Origin of the sequence: Roseovarius sp. A-2 (assembly GCF_002072155.1) — a bacterium.
In the GTDB taxonomy this organism is placed as follows: Bacteria; Pseudomonadota; Alphaproteobacteria; order Rhodobacterales; family Rhodobacteraceae; genus Roseovarius.
This window is the reverse complement of sequence record NZ_BDIY01000001.1, coordinates 516,023-531,023: the sequence shown is the minus strand read 5'-3', so window position 1 is coordinate 531,023 and position 15,001 is coordinate 516,023. Positions and strand designations below refer to the sequence as shown.

The 15,001-nt window shown below is 63.8% G+C and carries 13 protein-coding genes; 6 read left to right on the top strand and 7 right to left on the bottom strand.

Annotation, left to right across the window (positions count from 1 at the left end; all coding sequences use genetic code 11):
* Nucleotides 1-6: 6 nt before the first annotated feature.
* The 7 genes from BHD06_RS02630 to BHD06_RS02600 all read right to left on the bottom strand — a co-directional run bounded on the left by BHD06_RS02630 (nt 7) and on the right by BHD06_RS02600 (nt 8,523).
* The gene (locus BHD06_RS02630; protein ID WP_080455401.1) at nt 7-963 is read right to left on the bottom strand and encodes a tripartite tricarboxylate transporter substrate binding protein; all 957 of its coding nucleotides are present in this window, start codon (nt 961-963) and stop codon (nt 7-9) included.
* Nucleotides 964-1,127: 164 nt separating this feature from the next.
* Entirely contained in the window at nt 1,128-1,991 is an 864-nt protein-coding gene (locus tag BHD06_RS02625) for a universal stress protein (protein ID WP_080455400.1), read from the bottom strand.
* Nucleotides 1,992-1,993: 2 nt separating this feature from the next.
* The gene (locus BHD06_RS02620) at nt 1,994-3,661 is read right to left on the bottom strand and encodes a formate--tetrahydrofolate ligase (protein ID WP_080455399.1); all 1,668 of its coding nucleotides are present in this window, start codon (nt 3,659-3,661) and stop codon (nt 1,994-1,996) included.
* Nucleotides 3,662-3,690: 29 nt separating this feature from the next.
* A complete protein-coding gene (locus BHD06_RS02615; protein ID WP_254892281.1) occupies nt 3,691-4,608 on the bottom strand; it encodes a methionyl-tRNA formyltransferase in 918 nt (305 codons plus the stop codon).
* A 59-nt stretch (nt 4,609-4,667) separates the two neighbouring features.
* Nucleotides 4,668-5,939: a formyl-CoA transferase gene (frc, locus tag BHD06_RS02610; RefSeq protein WP_080455571.1), complete on the bottom strand. Its 1,272-nt coding sequence runs from the start codon at nt 5,937-5,939 to the stop codon at nt 4,668-4,670.
* 57 nt (nt 5,940-5,996) lie between these two features.
* Nucleotides 5,997-7,757 carry an oxalyl-CoA decarboxylase gene (gene oxc / locus BHD06_RS02605; protein WP_080455397.1) on the bottom strand — a complete coding sequence of 587 codons (1,761 nt, stop codon included), beginning with the start codon at nt 7,755-7,757 and terminating at the stop codon, nt 5,997-5,999.
* Nucleotides 7,758-7,818: 61 nt separating this feature from the next.
* Nucleotides 7,819-8,523, bottom strand: coding sequence for a GntR family transcriptional regulator (locus tag BHD06_RS02600; protein ID WP_080455396.1), 705 nt, complete (start codon nt 8,521-8,523; stop codon nt 7,819-7,821).
* 474 nt (nt 8,524-8,997) lie between these two features.
* Here BHD06_RS02600 and BHD06_RS02595 point away from each other — a divergent pair, with 474 nt between their 5' ends.
* The 6 genes from BHD06_RS02595 to BHD06_RS02570 all read left to right on the top strand — a co-directional run bounded on the left by BHD06_RS02595 (nt 8,998) and on the right by BHD06_RS02570 (nt 14,989).
* The gene (locus tag BHD06_RS02595; protein ID WP_080455395.1) at nt 8,998-9,537 is read left to right on the top strand and encodes a hydrolase; all 540 of its coding nucleotides are present in this window, start codon (nt 8,998-9,000) and stop codon (nt 9,535-9,537) included.
* A gap of 35 nt (nt 9,538-9,572) precedes the next feature.
* Nucleotides 9,573-10,766: an ADP-forming succinate--CoA ligase subunit beta gene (gene sucC / locus BHD06_RS02590; RefSeq protein ID WP_080455394.1), complete on the top strand. Its 1,194-nt coding sequence runs from the start codon at nt 9,573-9,575 to the stop codon at nt 10,764-10,766.
* Between the two features lie 56 nt (nt 10,767-10,822).
* On the top strand, nt 10,823-11,704 hold the full coding sequence (sucD, locus tag BHD06_RS02585) for a succinate--CoA ligase subunit alpha (RefSeq protein ID WP_080455393.1): 882 nt from the start codon (nt 10,823-10,825) through the stop codon (nt 11,702-11,704).
* Nucleotides 11,705-11,934: 230 nt separating this feature from the next.
* The gene (locus BHD06_RS02580) at nt 11,935-13,110 is read left to right on the top strand and encodes an ATP-grasp domain-containing protein (protein ID WP_080455392.1); all 1,176 of its coding nucleotides are present in this window, start codon (nt 11,935-11,937) and stop codon (nt 13,108-13,110) included.
* Complete coding sequence (gene sucD / locus BHD06_RS02575; protein WP_080455391.1) at nt 13,110-14,003, top strand: succinate--CoA ligase subunit alpha; 894 nt, start codon at nt 13,110-13,112, stop codon at nt 14,001-14,003. Before BHD06_RS02580 ends, sucD (BHD06_RS02575) begins: the two co-directional genes overlap by 1 nt.
* Complete coding sequence (locus BHD06_RS02570) at nt 14,000-14,989, top strand: NAD(P)H-quinone oxidoreductase (RefSeq protein ID WP_080455390.1); 990 nt, start codon at nt 14,000-14,002, stop codon at nt 14,987-14,989. The genes sucD (BHD06_RS02575) and BHD06_RS02570 overlap by 4 nt, the downstream gene beginning before the upstream one ends.
* Nucleotides 14,990-15,001 lie beyond the last annotated feature (12 nt).

The window sequence follows — 15,001 nt, the reverse complement described above, 5'->3', positions numbered from 1 at the left end:
GGTGGATCACTTCATACCGGTCAGCAGGTCGTTGTGGTTGTCGACCTGGATTTTCCAGTAACCACGCTGTTCATCGGCATCCATCCAGAGCGGCGAGAGCGACTCCTTTTCCATGTAGCCCTGCCATTCCTCCGAGTTGTAGACTTCGGCGAACAGGTCCTGATAGTAGGTTGCCGCCTCATCCGACATGCCCGGCGCGCCGACAATGGCCCGCTGGTTGTAGTAGCTGAAGTCGTGGCCCTGTTCCTTGAGCGTCGGCGCATCCGGATAGGACTCCATCCGCTCATCCGAGAACACCAGAAGCGGGCGCACATCGCCCGATTGGTAGAAGCCACGCGCCTCTGCCGGGTTGTTCACAGTGGCCATGATCTGCTGACCCGCAAGGGCTGCGGCAACCGCACCGCCGCCGTCGAACGGGATGTACTTCAGCTTGAGGTCATAGGCCTTGCTCAGATAAGCGAAGACGATGCTGTCTTCCTGGCCCGTGCCGGTGCCGCCGACGACATACTCGCCATCCGCCGCCTTGACCGTCTCGACCCACTGCTCGAACGTCTCGATGCCGCTATCCTTGTGCACCCAGAGCGCGAAGGGATCGACGCCCATCATCGCGACCGGGGTAAAGGTCTGGATGTCGATGCCCAACTCGGGTTGCCGGATCGGGGTGGCGAAGAACGAATTGAGCGTCACCAGAAGGGTGTGATTCGCATCGTTCGCATCGTTGAGCCAGATCAGGGATTCGGCGCCCGAGCCGCCGCCCTTGTTGTTGGGGATCAGCGGACGGCTGGTCATGTCCTTCTTCTCGACCACCGACTGAATGAAGCGGGCGATCTGGTCCGCGCCGCCGCCCGGTCCCGCCATGATGACGAAATCGATAGGCTTGCGCGGCTGCCAGTCCGCCATGGCCGCCGGTGCCGAAAGCCCCAACGCGGCGATGCCGATTGCTAAAGTCTTCAGGATATTCATGTCTTCCTCCCTTTGATGACCGCTACCCGGTCAGGTTCAGTGTAGGATCCGGCGCGCTTTCGGCCCTCCCCGGCCGATTGACACGCGCATCGAAGCCCGTCTTGAGACTGCTCTTTCTCCTCCTGTGCCTGGTTCAGAAAACTCGATTATTCCTGCTCGTCACCTCAATGTACCATGACCACCGGAATCGTGGCTTCTGCCACGATGGTAGCGGAATTTCCGCCAAGCAGCGCCTCACGCTCGTAACTTTCGTGATAGGCCCCTGTGATCAGCATGTTCGCACCTGTCTCCGAGCATTTTTCCAGCAGCGCCCGCCCGACATTACCGCTGCGTTCGAAGGCATGGATTTCCGCCTCGATGCCGCGCTGTGCGAGATAGATCCGAAACTCCTCGGGCGTGGCGGTGTGGTCGACCCGCCCGGCGGTCAGGATCGTGACCCGATCGGCGCGCTCGATCAGCGACATGGCAAGCGCCGCCGCGCGCGATGCCTCCAGCGATCCATTCCAGCCGATCGCCACATGACTGCCGATATCGGGGGCCACCTCCTCGGTGTCGGCGCAAACCATCACGGGCCGCCCCGACGTGAAAAGCGCCGATCTCAGCGTGTTGTAACCAAGGTTTTCGTCCGGGCAGGGTTTGGACACGCAGATGATATCGGCCAGACGTCCGTATTGGCGCACCACTTCGACCTGCTTGCCCTCGTATTCGCGAAACGCCGCCGTCGGCTTGCCGACGGTACGCGGTTCCACGCTGATGCCGTGGCGCTCGGCCAACTCGCGGAACTTGGCCTGCTGGTCCTCCTCCTCGTAATCCGCGCGGGTGCGTGTGGCCTCTGCCAGCTGCTTGCGCAAAAAGGTCGGGATTACCACGCCGTAAGGCATCATGTCCTCTGGTCGCGGGTGGGAATGCACCACCCGAACATGCGCGTTGAAGCGCTTGGCCAGTGCTGCGGCATGGGCGAAGATGATCGGCCCGCGCCCATCGTCGCGCACCGGCATCATGATCGTATGAAGCGATGACTGGCCCATGATCAGAACAACCCGTCTATCAGGCCTTCGTCATTGATGCAGATCGCCTCGGCCGAGGGCACCTTGGGCAGGCCCGGCATGGTCATGATCTCGCCGCAGATCACCACCACGAACCCCGCCCCCGCCGAGAGCCGCACCTCGCGCACCGGCAGGCTGTGCCCGTCAGGCGCGCCGCGTCGCGTGGGATCGGTGGTAAAGCTGTATTGCGTCTTGGCCATGCAGACCGGCAGGTTGCCATAGCCCTGATCTTCCCACTCCTTGAGTTGATTGCGGATCTTGGCGTCCGCCACCACCTCGTCGGCGCGGTAGATTTCCTTGGCGATGGTCTCGATCTTCTTGAAGAGCGGCATGTCGTCGGGATAGAGCGGCGCATATTTGGCCGATCCGCCTTCGACGACCTCAACCACCTTTTTCGCAAGTTCCTCGGTCCCCTTGGAGCCTTGCGCCCAGTGCTTGCAGAGCACCGCCTCGGCACCCTGGCTGGCCACATAGTCCTTGACGGCCTGCACCTCGGCATCGGTGTCGGTGACGAAATGGTTGATCGCCACCACCGCTGGCACGCCGAATTTAGCCAGGTTCTCGATGTGGCGCCCGAGGTTCGGACAGCCCGCCTTGACGGCATCCACGTTCTCGGCGCCCAGATCGCCCTTGGCCACGCCGCCATTCATCTTCATCGCCCGCACGGTCGCCACGATCACCACCGCCTCGGGTGTAAGACCGGCCTTGCGGCACTTGATATTCATGAATTTCTCGGCCCCGAGATCGGCGCCAAAGCCCGCCTCGGTGACCACGTAATCCGCAAGCTTGAGCGCCGTGGTGGTTGCCACGACCGAGTTGCAGCCATGCGCGATATTCGCAAACGGCCCGCCATGCACGAAGGCGGGGTTGTTCTCCAGCGTCTGAACGAGGTTGGGCTGCATCGCCTGCTGCAACAGCACGGTCATCGCGCCGTCGGCCTTGATGTCGCGGCAATAGACCGGCGTCTTGTCGCGGCGATAGGCCACGATGATGTCGCCGAGACGGCGTTCCAGATCGGCCAGATCGGTAGCGAGGCACAGGATCGCCATGACCTCCGAGGCCACTGTGATGTCGAACCCCGCCTCGCGCGGAAAGCCGTTGGCCACGCCGCCGAGGTTGCACACGATCTGCCGCAGGGCGCGGTCATTCATGTCCATCACCCGGCGATAGACCACGCGGCGGATGTCGATTTCCTGCTCATTGCCCCAGTAGATGTGATTGTCCAGCATCGCCGCCAGCAGGTTATGCGCCGAGGTGATGGCGTGAAAATCGCCGGTGAAATGCAGGTTCATGTCCTCCATCGGGACAACCTGCGCATAGCCGCCACCCGCGGCCCCACCCTTCATACCAAAACAGGGTCCGAGGCTCGCCTCGCGGATGCAGACCGCGGCCTTCTTGCCAATGGCGTTGAGCCCGTCGCCCAGCCCCACCGTGGTGGTGGTCTTGCCTTCGCCCGCAGGCGTCGGATTGATCGCCGTCACCAGGACGAGATGGCCGTTCTTGCGCCCCGAAAGCGATTTGATGAAATCTTCCGAAACCTTGGCCTTGTCATGGCCGAAGGGCAGAAGGTGCTCGCTCGGGATATCCAGCTTGGCGCCGATCTCCTGAATGGGCTTCTTGGTCGCGGCGCGTGCAATTTCGATATCAGACATTTGGTATTCCCAACAGATTTGTATGGATTTCAGATTCCAAGGGTGGCCCCGGCTTTGAGCCCCGTGGCGGCGGCCCATTCTGCGGCTGGCATCTTGGCCTCGCCCTTGGGGCGTACCCGCTTGATCAGAATACGGCCGCCGACGCATTGCACGGCGATGCCCTCGTCGGACACCTCGCGCACCCGGCCCGATATGCCGTCGCCAGGCACCAGGGCGCAGTCGAAGATATCGACCTCGGCCCCATTCAGCGTGGTCCAGGCCCCCGGCGCGGGATTGGTGCCGCGAATGAGGTCATAGACCTGTTTTACCGGGCGGTGCCATTCGATGCGCGAATGATTTCGGTTGCAGCGGCGCTCATAGGTCGCGCGGCTTTCGTCGGGCACGATACGTGGCGGGTTGCCGTCGCGATATAGATCGCAGACAGTCAACACGCTCTCGACCGCATGCGGATAGATCTTCTTGAAATAGAGGTCGATCACGGTGTCGTCGGGGCCGATCTCGCACTCCCATTGCAACAGGCTGTCGCCCTCGTCCAGCCCGTCGGAGGGGTAGAACCACGAATAGCCCGATTTGGTCGCCCCCATGATGATCGGCCAGTTGACCGCCGAGGGCCCGCGATGCAGCGGCAAGAGCGACGGGTGAAAGCAGATCGAGCCATGGGTCGGCGTGTCGCGCGCCGCCTCGGGCACGAAGACATTGACGAAGGCCATGATCATCAGATCGGCGTTGTGCCCCGCCAACACCTCGAGCGTGGCCGGATCATCGAAATTGGCCGGTTGATGCACCGGCAGCCCCTTCTCAAGCGCCAGTTCCTTGATCGGATCGACCGGCTTTCCGTCGCGGTCCGGCTCGCAGTAGACCGCGACAACCTCGTCCGTTCCGGTGTCGAGCAGCTTTGCCAGGGCATCCTTGCCGAAGGCTTGCTGCCCCATCACGATTAGTCTCATTCGTTCCTCCCGTCCGTGCGGCGGGCCGGTCTGCGCCGGCCCTTGCCCTCACGCCTTGATTATTCGGCGGCCTTCTTTGCGGTGCCGACCGCGCCCGATTCCATGATGCTGGCCAGTTCCTCACCGTCATAGCCCAGCACATCGCGCAAGATTTCCTCGGTATGTTCACCCAGAAGCGGCGAACGCGTCACCTCTACCGCGCTGTCCGACAGCTTGATCGGGCAGCCGACGGTGGTGTAGCGACCGCGCGTCGGGTGCTCGACATCGACGATCGTTCCGGTCTTGCGCAGGCCCTCGTCCTCGATGATCTCCTTGGTCGACAGGATCGGCCCTACCGGGATGTTGAGCGGGTTGCAGATGTCCATCACCTCGAACTTGGTCTTGGTCATGGTCCATTCCTCGATCCGCGCAAAGATCGCGTCGAGCTTGTCGAGCCGCTCTTGCGGGGTGGCATAGCCCGGTGCGTCCTTCCAATCGGGTTCGCCGATCACGTCGCAGATATGCTCCCACACCGCCGCCTGCGTGATGAAATAGGTATAGGCGTTGTTGTCGGTCTCCCAGCCCTTGCACTTGAGGATACGGCCCGGCTGGCCACCGCCCGAATCGTTGCCCGCGCGCGGCGTGGCGTCGCCAAACGGAATGCCCGCGCCATATTGCGAATATTCGGTCAGCGGCCCGGCCGCGAGACGCTGCTGATCGCGCAGCTTGACCCGGCAGAGGTTGATCACCCCGTCCTGCATCGGCGCCAGCACCTTTTGTCCGCGGCCCGAATGCTCGCGCTGATAGAGCGCCGTCACGATCCCCAGGGCCAGATGCAACCCGGTGCCGCTGTCGCCGATCTGCGCGCCGGTCACCAAGGGCGGACCATCAAGAAAGCCCGTGGTCGAGGCCGCACCGCCCGCGCATTGCGCGACGTTCTCGTAAACCTTGCAATCCTCGTATTTGCCCGGGCCAAAACCCTTGACCGAGGCCATGATGATGCGCGGGTTTATCTCCTGGATCCGTTCCCAGCTAAATCCCATGCGGTCTAGCGCGCCGGGCGCGAAATTCTCGACCAGCACGTCGCAGGTCTCGACCAGACGGGTAAGCACCGCCTTGCCCGCCTCGGTCTTGGGGTTAAGCTCGATGGAGCGCTTGTTGTGGTTCAGCATCGTGAAATACAGCGAATCCGCGTCCGGCACATCGACCAGTTGCTTGCGGGTGGCATCGCCCACGCCCGGGCGCTCCACCTTGATCACGTCGGCACCGAACCATGCCAGAAGCTGCGTGCAGGTCGGGCCCGATTGCACATGTGTAAAATCCAGGATCTTGACGCCGTCCAGGGCTTTCATAGGTCTCTCCATCTCTGAGCCGGTGGGCGTGTTGCCCACGCCCAGTTTCATTACATTTCAGTCTTTGCGCGCTTGTGGATAGAGCTTCTGGGCCACCACCGATTGCGGGTTCAGATTGCCGATATTGCCGCTTTCCTTGCCGGCAGCCGGGTCGATCATCGCGTTGATCAGCGTGGGCTTTCCGCTTTCGAGCGCGGCATAGACCGCCTCGCGCAGCTCGTCCGGCGAGCGCGCGACGACCCCGACCCCGCCAAAGGCCTCGATCATCCGATCATAGCGCGACCCCTTGACGAACACGGTGGTCGCCGGATCGTCGCCATCGCCCCAGTTCTCGCCATCACCGCGATAGATGCCGTCATTGTTAAACACCACCGTGCAGATCGGCAGGTTGTAGCGACAGACCGTCTCGATCTCCATGCCGCAGAAGCCGAAGGCGCTGTCGCCCTCGACCGCCAGCACGCGCTTGCCGGTCTCGATCGCCGCCGCGATGGCCGATCCCATGCCGATCCCCATCACGCCCCAGGTGCCCACGTCGATGCGGTGGCGCGGCTTGTGGACGTTGACGATGGAGCGGCACATATCGAGGGTGTTGGCCCCTTCGTTCACCAGGATCGTGTCGGGATGATCGCTGATCGCATCCTTGATGACGCCAAGCGCACCAAAATAGTCCATCGGGTTGTTATTGTTACGCAACCGCCCGGCCATTTTCTCCATGTTTGCCGTGGCCTTGGCGTTGACCTGATCGAGCCATTCCTTGGGCGGTGCCACCCCGGCCCCGTCCATCGCCGCGATGAGCGCGGCGCAGCACGACCCGACATCGCCCACGATGGGGGCCGCGATCTCGACGTTCGAATCCATCTCTTCGGCCTCGATATCCATCTGGACAAAGCGCTTGCCCCCCGGCTCGCCCCATTGCTTGCCCTTGCCGTGGCTGAGCAGCCAGTTGATCCGCGCACCCATCATGATGACCACATCCGAGTCCTTGAGCACCATCGAGCGCGCCGCCGCCGCGCATTGCGGATGCGTGTCGGGCAACAGGCCCTTGGCCATCGACATCGGCAGGAACGGATAGCCGGATTTTTCCACCAGCTCGCGGATCAGCTCGTCGGACTGGTCATAGGCCGCGCCCTTGCCAATCACGATCAGCGGGCGTTCGGCCCCTTTCATCACCTCGATGGCACGTTCGATGGCCGAGGGGGCGGGCAGTTGCCGCTGCGCGGGCTCGATCACCTTGACCAACGAGCGCGCGCCTTCGGCGGCATCCACCACCTGCCCCAGCATCGCGCCCGGAATGTCGAGATAGACCCCGCCGGGCCGCCCCGACACCGCCGAGCGGATGGCGCGGGCCACCGCGATGCCGATATCTTGCGCATAGGTCAGCCGGTAGGCCGCCTTGCAGAACGGCCGAGCCATCGCAAGCTGATCCATCTCTTCGTAATCACCCTGCGACAGATCCACGATCTCGCGCTCCGACGAGCCCGAGATCAGGATCATCGGCCAGCAATTCGTGGTCGCATTCGCCAGCGCCGTCAGCCCATTCATGAAGCCCGGCGCCGACACGGTCATGCACACACCCGGCATCTTGGTCAGGAACCCCGCCACCGAGGCCGCGTAGCCGGCATGCTGCTCATGGCGGAACGAGATCACCCGCATGTTCTGCGCCTGCGCATAGCGGCCCAGATCGGTGATCGGGATGCCCGGGACGTTGTAGATGGTTTCGATCCCGTTGAGCTTGAGCGCATCGATCAGGAGGTGAAATCCGTCGGTAACGGCATCGGCCTCCGATATCGGCGCTGCGGGTGAGTTGGCTACGGCCATGTGTGTCCTCCGGTTTCATCTGGCCCGTCCCGCCGCTTACCGACGGGGCCGGGCATTTGGTCTATTGGGTTTCCAGGGGCGCATTGCGCGTCAGGTTCAGGCGGCCCCAGGTCTTGCGGATATGCTCATGCAGCTGCATCGTGTGCTCGCGCACCTTGTTGGCGGCGTCCTCCGCGTCGCGGCGCTCCAGCGCCTCGATGATCTCGGCGTGATCGACGACCGACCGCTTGACGCGGTCGCCCTCCCACATCGACCGCAGCCGCACCGCCTTGATGTGCAGGAAAACGCCCTCGGCCATGCTCTTGAGCAGGGCACAATGCGAAATCTCTAGGATGTGCAGGTGAAATTTCAGGTTGTCGTCGGAATATTCCGCGATCCGCGTGGCCGAGGTCGCATCGTTGTATTTCTCGGCGATCTTGCGCAACGTCGCGATCTCGGTGTCGGTGGCACGCTCGGCGGCAAGCCGCGCCGCCATACTCTCCAGCGCCGCCCAGGCGATGATCATTTCAAGAATTTCCTCGAGGCTTTTCCGCTGCAGAAACACGCCTTTGCGTGGCACCACGGTCAACAGCCCGTCCGCCTCCAGCCGGGCGATGGCATCGCGCAGCGGCGTGCGGGAAATCTGTAGCTGCTCGGCGAGCGACCGCTCGTCGAGACGCAGATCGGCATCATCCTCGTAGATGTTCATCTCCAGGATCGCCTCGCGCAGCCTCTCGTAAACATGATCCTTGAGCGTAAAATTTGACGCAATCGGACGTAGCTTCATATTATCATCTCCAATAGCGCCCGTGCCGTCATGCGGCGGTTCTGGCTCTGTGGTATACCATACGCCAGCATAAACGGTCGGGCAATTCGTTTTTTTCACATTCGTCGCCGCACCTGCAGCATACGCGCGTGTCCGACCTCCCGACAGCCTTGTTTAGGAAGCACAATTCCCCCCGGGCCGCGCGACCGGAACAACAAACATGCCGGAACCCGGTAAAGTCCTACAAGACATTGTAATTACGTGGTTTACATTGCGCTCACCCTGACCGGTCGGATCGGCCCAATGCGCCACACAGGGCGCAGTCTTACTGCGCCGCAGCATACAGAACCACCGACCGACACCTCGACCATCCCGGCAATGAGTCGCCCTGTTCTGCTCGCGAGATATCGCAGTTGCTGGGTGTATGAAACTGTGGTATCTGGCATACCACTAATGGAATACCACTTTTCACCACAGCATTCAGGAGGTCAGGTCATGCTCATCCGCGCCGCAGACAGCGTGCTTGTCATCATCGACATGCAAGAGCGTCTCGTCCCCGCGATGCAGGCCCCGGCCCGCACCATCCGCAACACCCGCACGCTCAGGGCCAGCGCCGAGGAGGTCGGCGTGCCGGTCATCATGACCGAGCAGTACCCTGCCGGACTGGGCCACACCGTCTCCGAACTCGCACCGGGACCGGAGACGATCGTGCTCAGCAAGATGCACTTTTCCTGCATGGAGGATGCAGGCTTTGCGGCGCATTTTCGCGGGCTCGGACGCAAACAGGCGGTAATCGCCGGGATGGAGGCGCATATCTGCGTCGTGCAGACCGCCGCCAGCCTGATCGAAGCGGGGTTCGAGGTGTTCGTCGTCTCGGATGCGACCGCCTCGCGCACACTCGAGAGCGAACAGGCCTGCATCGCCCGGCTCAGTGCAGGCGGCGCGGGCATCGTGACGACCGAAATGGTGGTCTTCGAATGGCTCGGCCAGGCAGGGACCCCGGCCTTCAAGAAACTGTTGCCACTGATAAAATAGCGGTCCAGGCCGCTCCATCCGAGGGAGGAAACCAATTGAATATCCATGAGTATCAGGCGAAGGCGTTGCTTCGCAGTTACGGCGCGCCGGTGTCGGAGGGGCGGGCGGTTTTGCGCGCCGAGGAGGCCAAGACGGCTGCGGGAGCGCTTGACGGGCCGCTCTGGGTGGTCAAGGCGCAGATCCACGCGGGCGGGCGCGGCAAGGGCACCTTCAAGGAGACCGGGGCCGGCGACGGCGGCGGCGTGCGGCTCACCAAATCCGTGGAAGAGGCCGCCGACGAGGTGCGGCGCATGCTGGGCCGCACACTGGTGACCAAGCAGACCGGCGCGGCCGGAAAACAGGTCAACCGGATATATATTGAGGACGGCTCGGGGATTGAGACCGAGATGTATCTCGCGCTTCTGGTCGATCGTCAAACCAGCCGGGTGTCGTTTGTCTGTTCGACCGAGGGCGGCATGGATATCGAGGATGTCGCCGAGGCGACGCCGGAAAAGATCCTCAGCTTCAGCGTCGATCCGGCCACCGGCTATCAGGCGTTTCACGGCCGTCGCATCGCCTTTAACCTTGGCCTGAGCGGCGCGCAGGTCAAGCAATGCGTCGCCCTGATGGGCACGCTTTACAAGGCCTTTGTCGAAAAAGACATGGAGATGCTGGAAATCAACCCGCTGATCGTGACCGACAAGGGCGATCTCAAGGTGCTTGATGCCAAGGTAAGCTTTGACGGCAACGCGATCTACCGCCACTCGGATATCGCCGAGCTGCGCGACACCACCGAAGAAGACCCCAAGGAGCTGGAGGCCTCCAAATACGACCTCAACTATATCGCGCTGGATGGCGAAATCGGCTGCATGGTCAATGGCGCCGGTCTGGCGATGGCGACCATGGACATCATCAAGCTTTACGGCGCCGAGCCTGCCAACTTCCTCGATGTGGGCGGTGGCGCGACCAAGGAAAAGGTCACCGAGGCGTTCAAGATCATCACCTCTGACCCGCAGGTCAAAGGCATCCTGGTCAACATCTTCGGCGGCATCATGCGCTGCGACGTGATCGCCGAGGGCGTGGTGGCGGCGGTCAAGGAGGTCGGGCTGAAGGTGCCGCTGGTGGTCCGTCTGGAAGGCACGAACGTCGAGAAGGGCAAGGAGATCATCAACACCTCCGGCCTCGACGTGATCGCCGCCGACGACCTCAAGGACGGGGCCGAGAAGATCGTCAAGGCGGTCAAGGGCTAATCGTAGGGTGGGTGCCAACCCACCTTCCCCACGAATTCAGTAAGGAGAACGCCAAGATGGCAGTCCTCGTAGACGAAAATACAAAAGTGATCTGTCAGGGCCTCACCGGCTCGCAGGGCACGTTCCACTCTGAACAGGCCATCGCCTATGGCACGAAAATGGTCGGCGGCGTGACGCCGGGCAAGGGCGGCACCACACATCTCGACCTGCCGGTCTTCAACTCGGTGCATGAGGCGAAACATGTGACCGAGGCCAACGCGAGCGTCATCTATGTGCCGCCGCCCTTCGCCGCCGACAGCATCCTCGAGGCGATCGACGCCGGGATGGAACTCATCATCTGCATCACCGAAGGCATCCCGGTGCTTGACATGATGCGCGTCAAGCGTGCGCTCGAGGGCTCCACCTCCAAGCTGATCGGCCCGAACTGCCCCGGCATCATCACGCCGGATGCCTGCAAGATCGGCATCATGCCCGGCCATATCCACAAGCGCGGCTCCTGCGGCGTGGTCTCGCGCTCGGGCACGCTGACCTACGAGGCGGTGAAACAGACCTCGGATGTGGGCCTGGGCCAATCGACCTGCGTCGGCATCGGCGGCGACCCGATCAAGGGCACCGAACATATCGACGTTCTGGAATGGTTCCTCGCCGATGACGAGACCGAGAGCATCATCATGATCGGTGAGATCGGCGGTTCCGCCGAAGAAGACGCCGCACAGTTCCTCGCCGACGAGAAAAAGCGCGGCCGCTGGAAGCCCACGGCAGGCTTCATCGCCGGACGCACCGCCCCCCCGGGCCGCCGCATGGGCCACGCGGGCGCCATCGTCGCGGGCGGCAAGGGCGGCGCCGACGACAAGATCGAGGCAATGAAATCCGCCGGCATCACCGTCGCCGACAGCCCCGCGGGCCTTGGCGAGGCCGTGCTGAAAGCGATTGGCTGATGCCCACCGGCCGGGTCGGCCAAAACGCCGCCTGCAAGCGGCGTCCAAGCGGTTTGCAAACCGCTTGGGAAGGCTTTTGCAAAAGCCTTCCCCGCCCGGCCACCCCCCGTCACACGAAGCTGTGCACATGGGCCCCCAATACAGAGCAATAAGCACAGCCGGGACTGCAAGATTGACTCGCTGTGGTTTCTGGTATACCACGAAATGAGAGCCAGAGGAGGAGAGGCCCCATGTTTCTCGCGGAATATCAATCCAAGGAAGTGCTCGCGCAATATGGCATCTCTGTCCCGGACGGGCGTCAGGCCCGCAGCCCCGACGAGGCGCAACGTCTCTGCAAGGAGATCGACGCGCATAAATTCGTGGTCAAGGCGCAGATCGGTGCCGGTGGGCGCGGCCTTGCGGGCGGCATCCGTTTTGCCGCCACCCCCTCTGCCGTGGCACAGGAAGCAGGACGTCTGCTCGGGGACGTGCTTGTCACCGATCAGACCGGACCGGCGGGCGAGACCGTGGAACTGGTGCTTGTCGAGGCGGCCATCGACATTGTGCAAAGCTGCTTTGTCGCCATCGCGCTTGACCCTGCGGACGGGGCCCCGATGCTGCTGGCCTCGGGCGCGGGCGGCGTGGAGTTCGAGCAACGCGCCCGGATGGACGAGGACACGGTGCACACCTGCCCCCTGCCCGAGGACAGCGCCGAGGCGCGCGCCGCACTTGCGGATTTTCTCAGCGGTATCGGCCTGATCGAGGCGCAAGCTGCCGCGATGGATGCGATCTATGCCGCGCGGAAGGCCTTCATCGGCAACGACATGACGCTGGTCGAGATCAACCCCTTCGCCCGCACCGCCGCCGGTGACTGGATCGCGGTTGACGCCAAAGTGGCGATCGACCCCAATGCCGGGTTCCGCCGCCCCGAATTCGCCTCCATGGTGGCCGACCGCCCGGCCCCCGCCGATGAACTGGCGGCGCAGAAGCACAATATCAACCTCGTGCGCCTCGACGGTAATATCGGGGTGGTCACCAATGGCGCCGGGCTGGGGCTTGCAACCAATGACATGATCGTGGACGCCGGCGGCAGGCCTGCGAATTTCATGGATATCCGCACCACCGCCAGCAGCATGGACGTGGCGCGCGGGATCGAGATCCTGCTCGACGATGGCCGCGTGTCGGCGATCCTGCTGACCATTCATGGCGGCGGCATGACCTCGGCCGATACCGTGGCGGAGGGGGTGAACTTCGCCTATGCCAAGGCGACGCGCAAGCTGCCGGTCATCGCCTGCATCTCCGGCAAACATGCCGAGTGGGGGCACCGTATCCTGCGCGACCGCAATGTACCGGTCGAAAGTTGCGACACGATCACCGCCGCCGTCACCCGCGTGGTGGATGTCGCAGGCCAAGGGAGGGCACGCTGATGGCGATCTTTGTCAATTCCGAAACGCGGCTGATCGTGCAGGGCATGACCGGGCGCTCCGGCACCTTCTACACCGATGAGGCGATGCGCTACGGCACGACCTGCGTCGGCGGCGTGCGCCCCGGCAAGGGCGGCGGCAAGCATCTCGGCCTGCCGCTCTTCGACACGGTGCAAGAGGCTGTGGACGCCACACAGGCGAATGCCAGTCTCGTCATCGTGCCCGCCCCGCAAGCGGGGGCCGCGATGATCGAGGCGATCGAGGCCGGGCTCGGCGTGGTGGTCTGCGTCACCGAACGCGTACCGCAGCATGACATGAGCCGCGTCAAACAGGTGCTTCAGGGCACCGATTGCGTGCTGATCGGCCCCAATTCCCAGGGCATACTGACCCCCGGACAGTGCAAGATCGGCGTCATGCCCACAGTCAATGCCCTGCCCGGCCAGATCGGCATCGCCTCGCGCTCGGCCTCGCTGACCTCGGAGATCCTCGCGCAATGCAGCAAGGCCGGGCTTGGCCAATCCACCACGGTGGGCATCGGTGGTGACACGCTGCATGGCGTGGGCTTTGTCGATTGCCTCAAGGCGTTCCGCGACGACCCCGAAACCGAGGCGGTCGTTCTGATCGGCGAGATCGGCGGGCGCGGCGAGGAAGAGGCCGCCGCCTATCTCGACACGGTGGACTATGGCAAGCCGGTGGTGGCGCTCGTGGTCGGGCGGCACGCGCCGCGCGGCCGCCGGATGGGCCATGCCGGCACGCTCTCGGTGCTGGGCGGCGGCACGGCGGCGGACAAGATCGCGCGCCTGCGCGCCGCCGGGGTCGAGATCGCCGCCGATGCCGATGACGTGGTGGCGGCGGTCAGCCGCGCCAGGGCGCAGGCCGCCGGAACTGCGCGATGACGGCACTGCCCGACAGCATGACCGTGGTCGAGATGTCCGCACCCGGCGGCCCCGAGGTGCTCGTGCCCGGCCACCGCCCCCTGCCCGCCTGCCCGGCGGGCGAGGTTCTGATCCGCGTCACCGCAGCGGGCGTGAACGGCCCCGATCTCGTGCAGCGGCGCGGGCATTATCCGGCACCCAAGGGGGCGTCGGATCTACTGGGTCTCGAAGTCTCGGGCGAGATTGTGGCCTGTGGCGAGGACGTGCGCGACTGGCAACCGGGTGACCGCGTCTGCGCGCTGACCAATGGCGGCGGCTATGCCGAATTCGTTGCGGTGGACGCAAGCCATTGCCTGCCCGTCCCGCAGGGCGTGGACGAGGTCGACGCCGCCGGTCTGCCCGAGACCCTCTTTACCGTCTGGAGCAACGTGTTCCTGGATCACAGCCTGCCGGAGGGTGGCATCTTCCTCGTGCATGGCGGCGCGGGCGGGATCGGCACGACGGCGGTGCAACTCGGTCGGGCCATGGGTCTGCGGGTGCTGACCACGGTGGGATCCGAGGAGGCCGCAGCCTTCGTCACCTCGCTCGGTGCCGAACGCGCGATTGACTTTCGCAGCGAGGATTTCGTGGCGATCACCCGCGAGGCGGGCGGCGCGGATATCATCCTGGACATCATCGGCGGCGATTACGTGGCGCGCAACATCAAGGCAGCGCGCCACGACGCGCGGATCATTCAACTGGCGTTCAATCAAGGCTCCAAGGTCGAGATCGACCTCATGCCGGTGATGCTCAAGCGGATCAGCTATACCGGGTCGACCCTGCGCTCCCGGCCCGAGGCGTTCAAGACCCGGGTCGCACAGGCGCTGCGCCGTGACGTCTGGCCGCTATTCGGCAAGACCGCCTTGCGGCCCGTGACGCATCGCATCCTGCCGATGACCCACGCCGCCGAGGCGCACCGGCTGATGGAGGCGGGCAGCCATCACGGCAAGATCCTGCTGCGGCCCTGACGCGGACGGGCC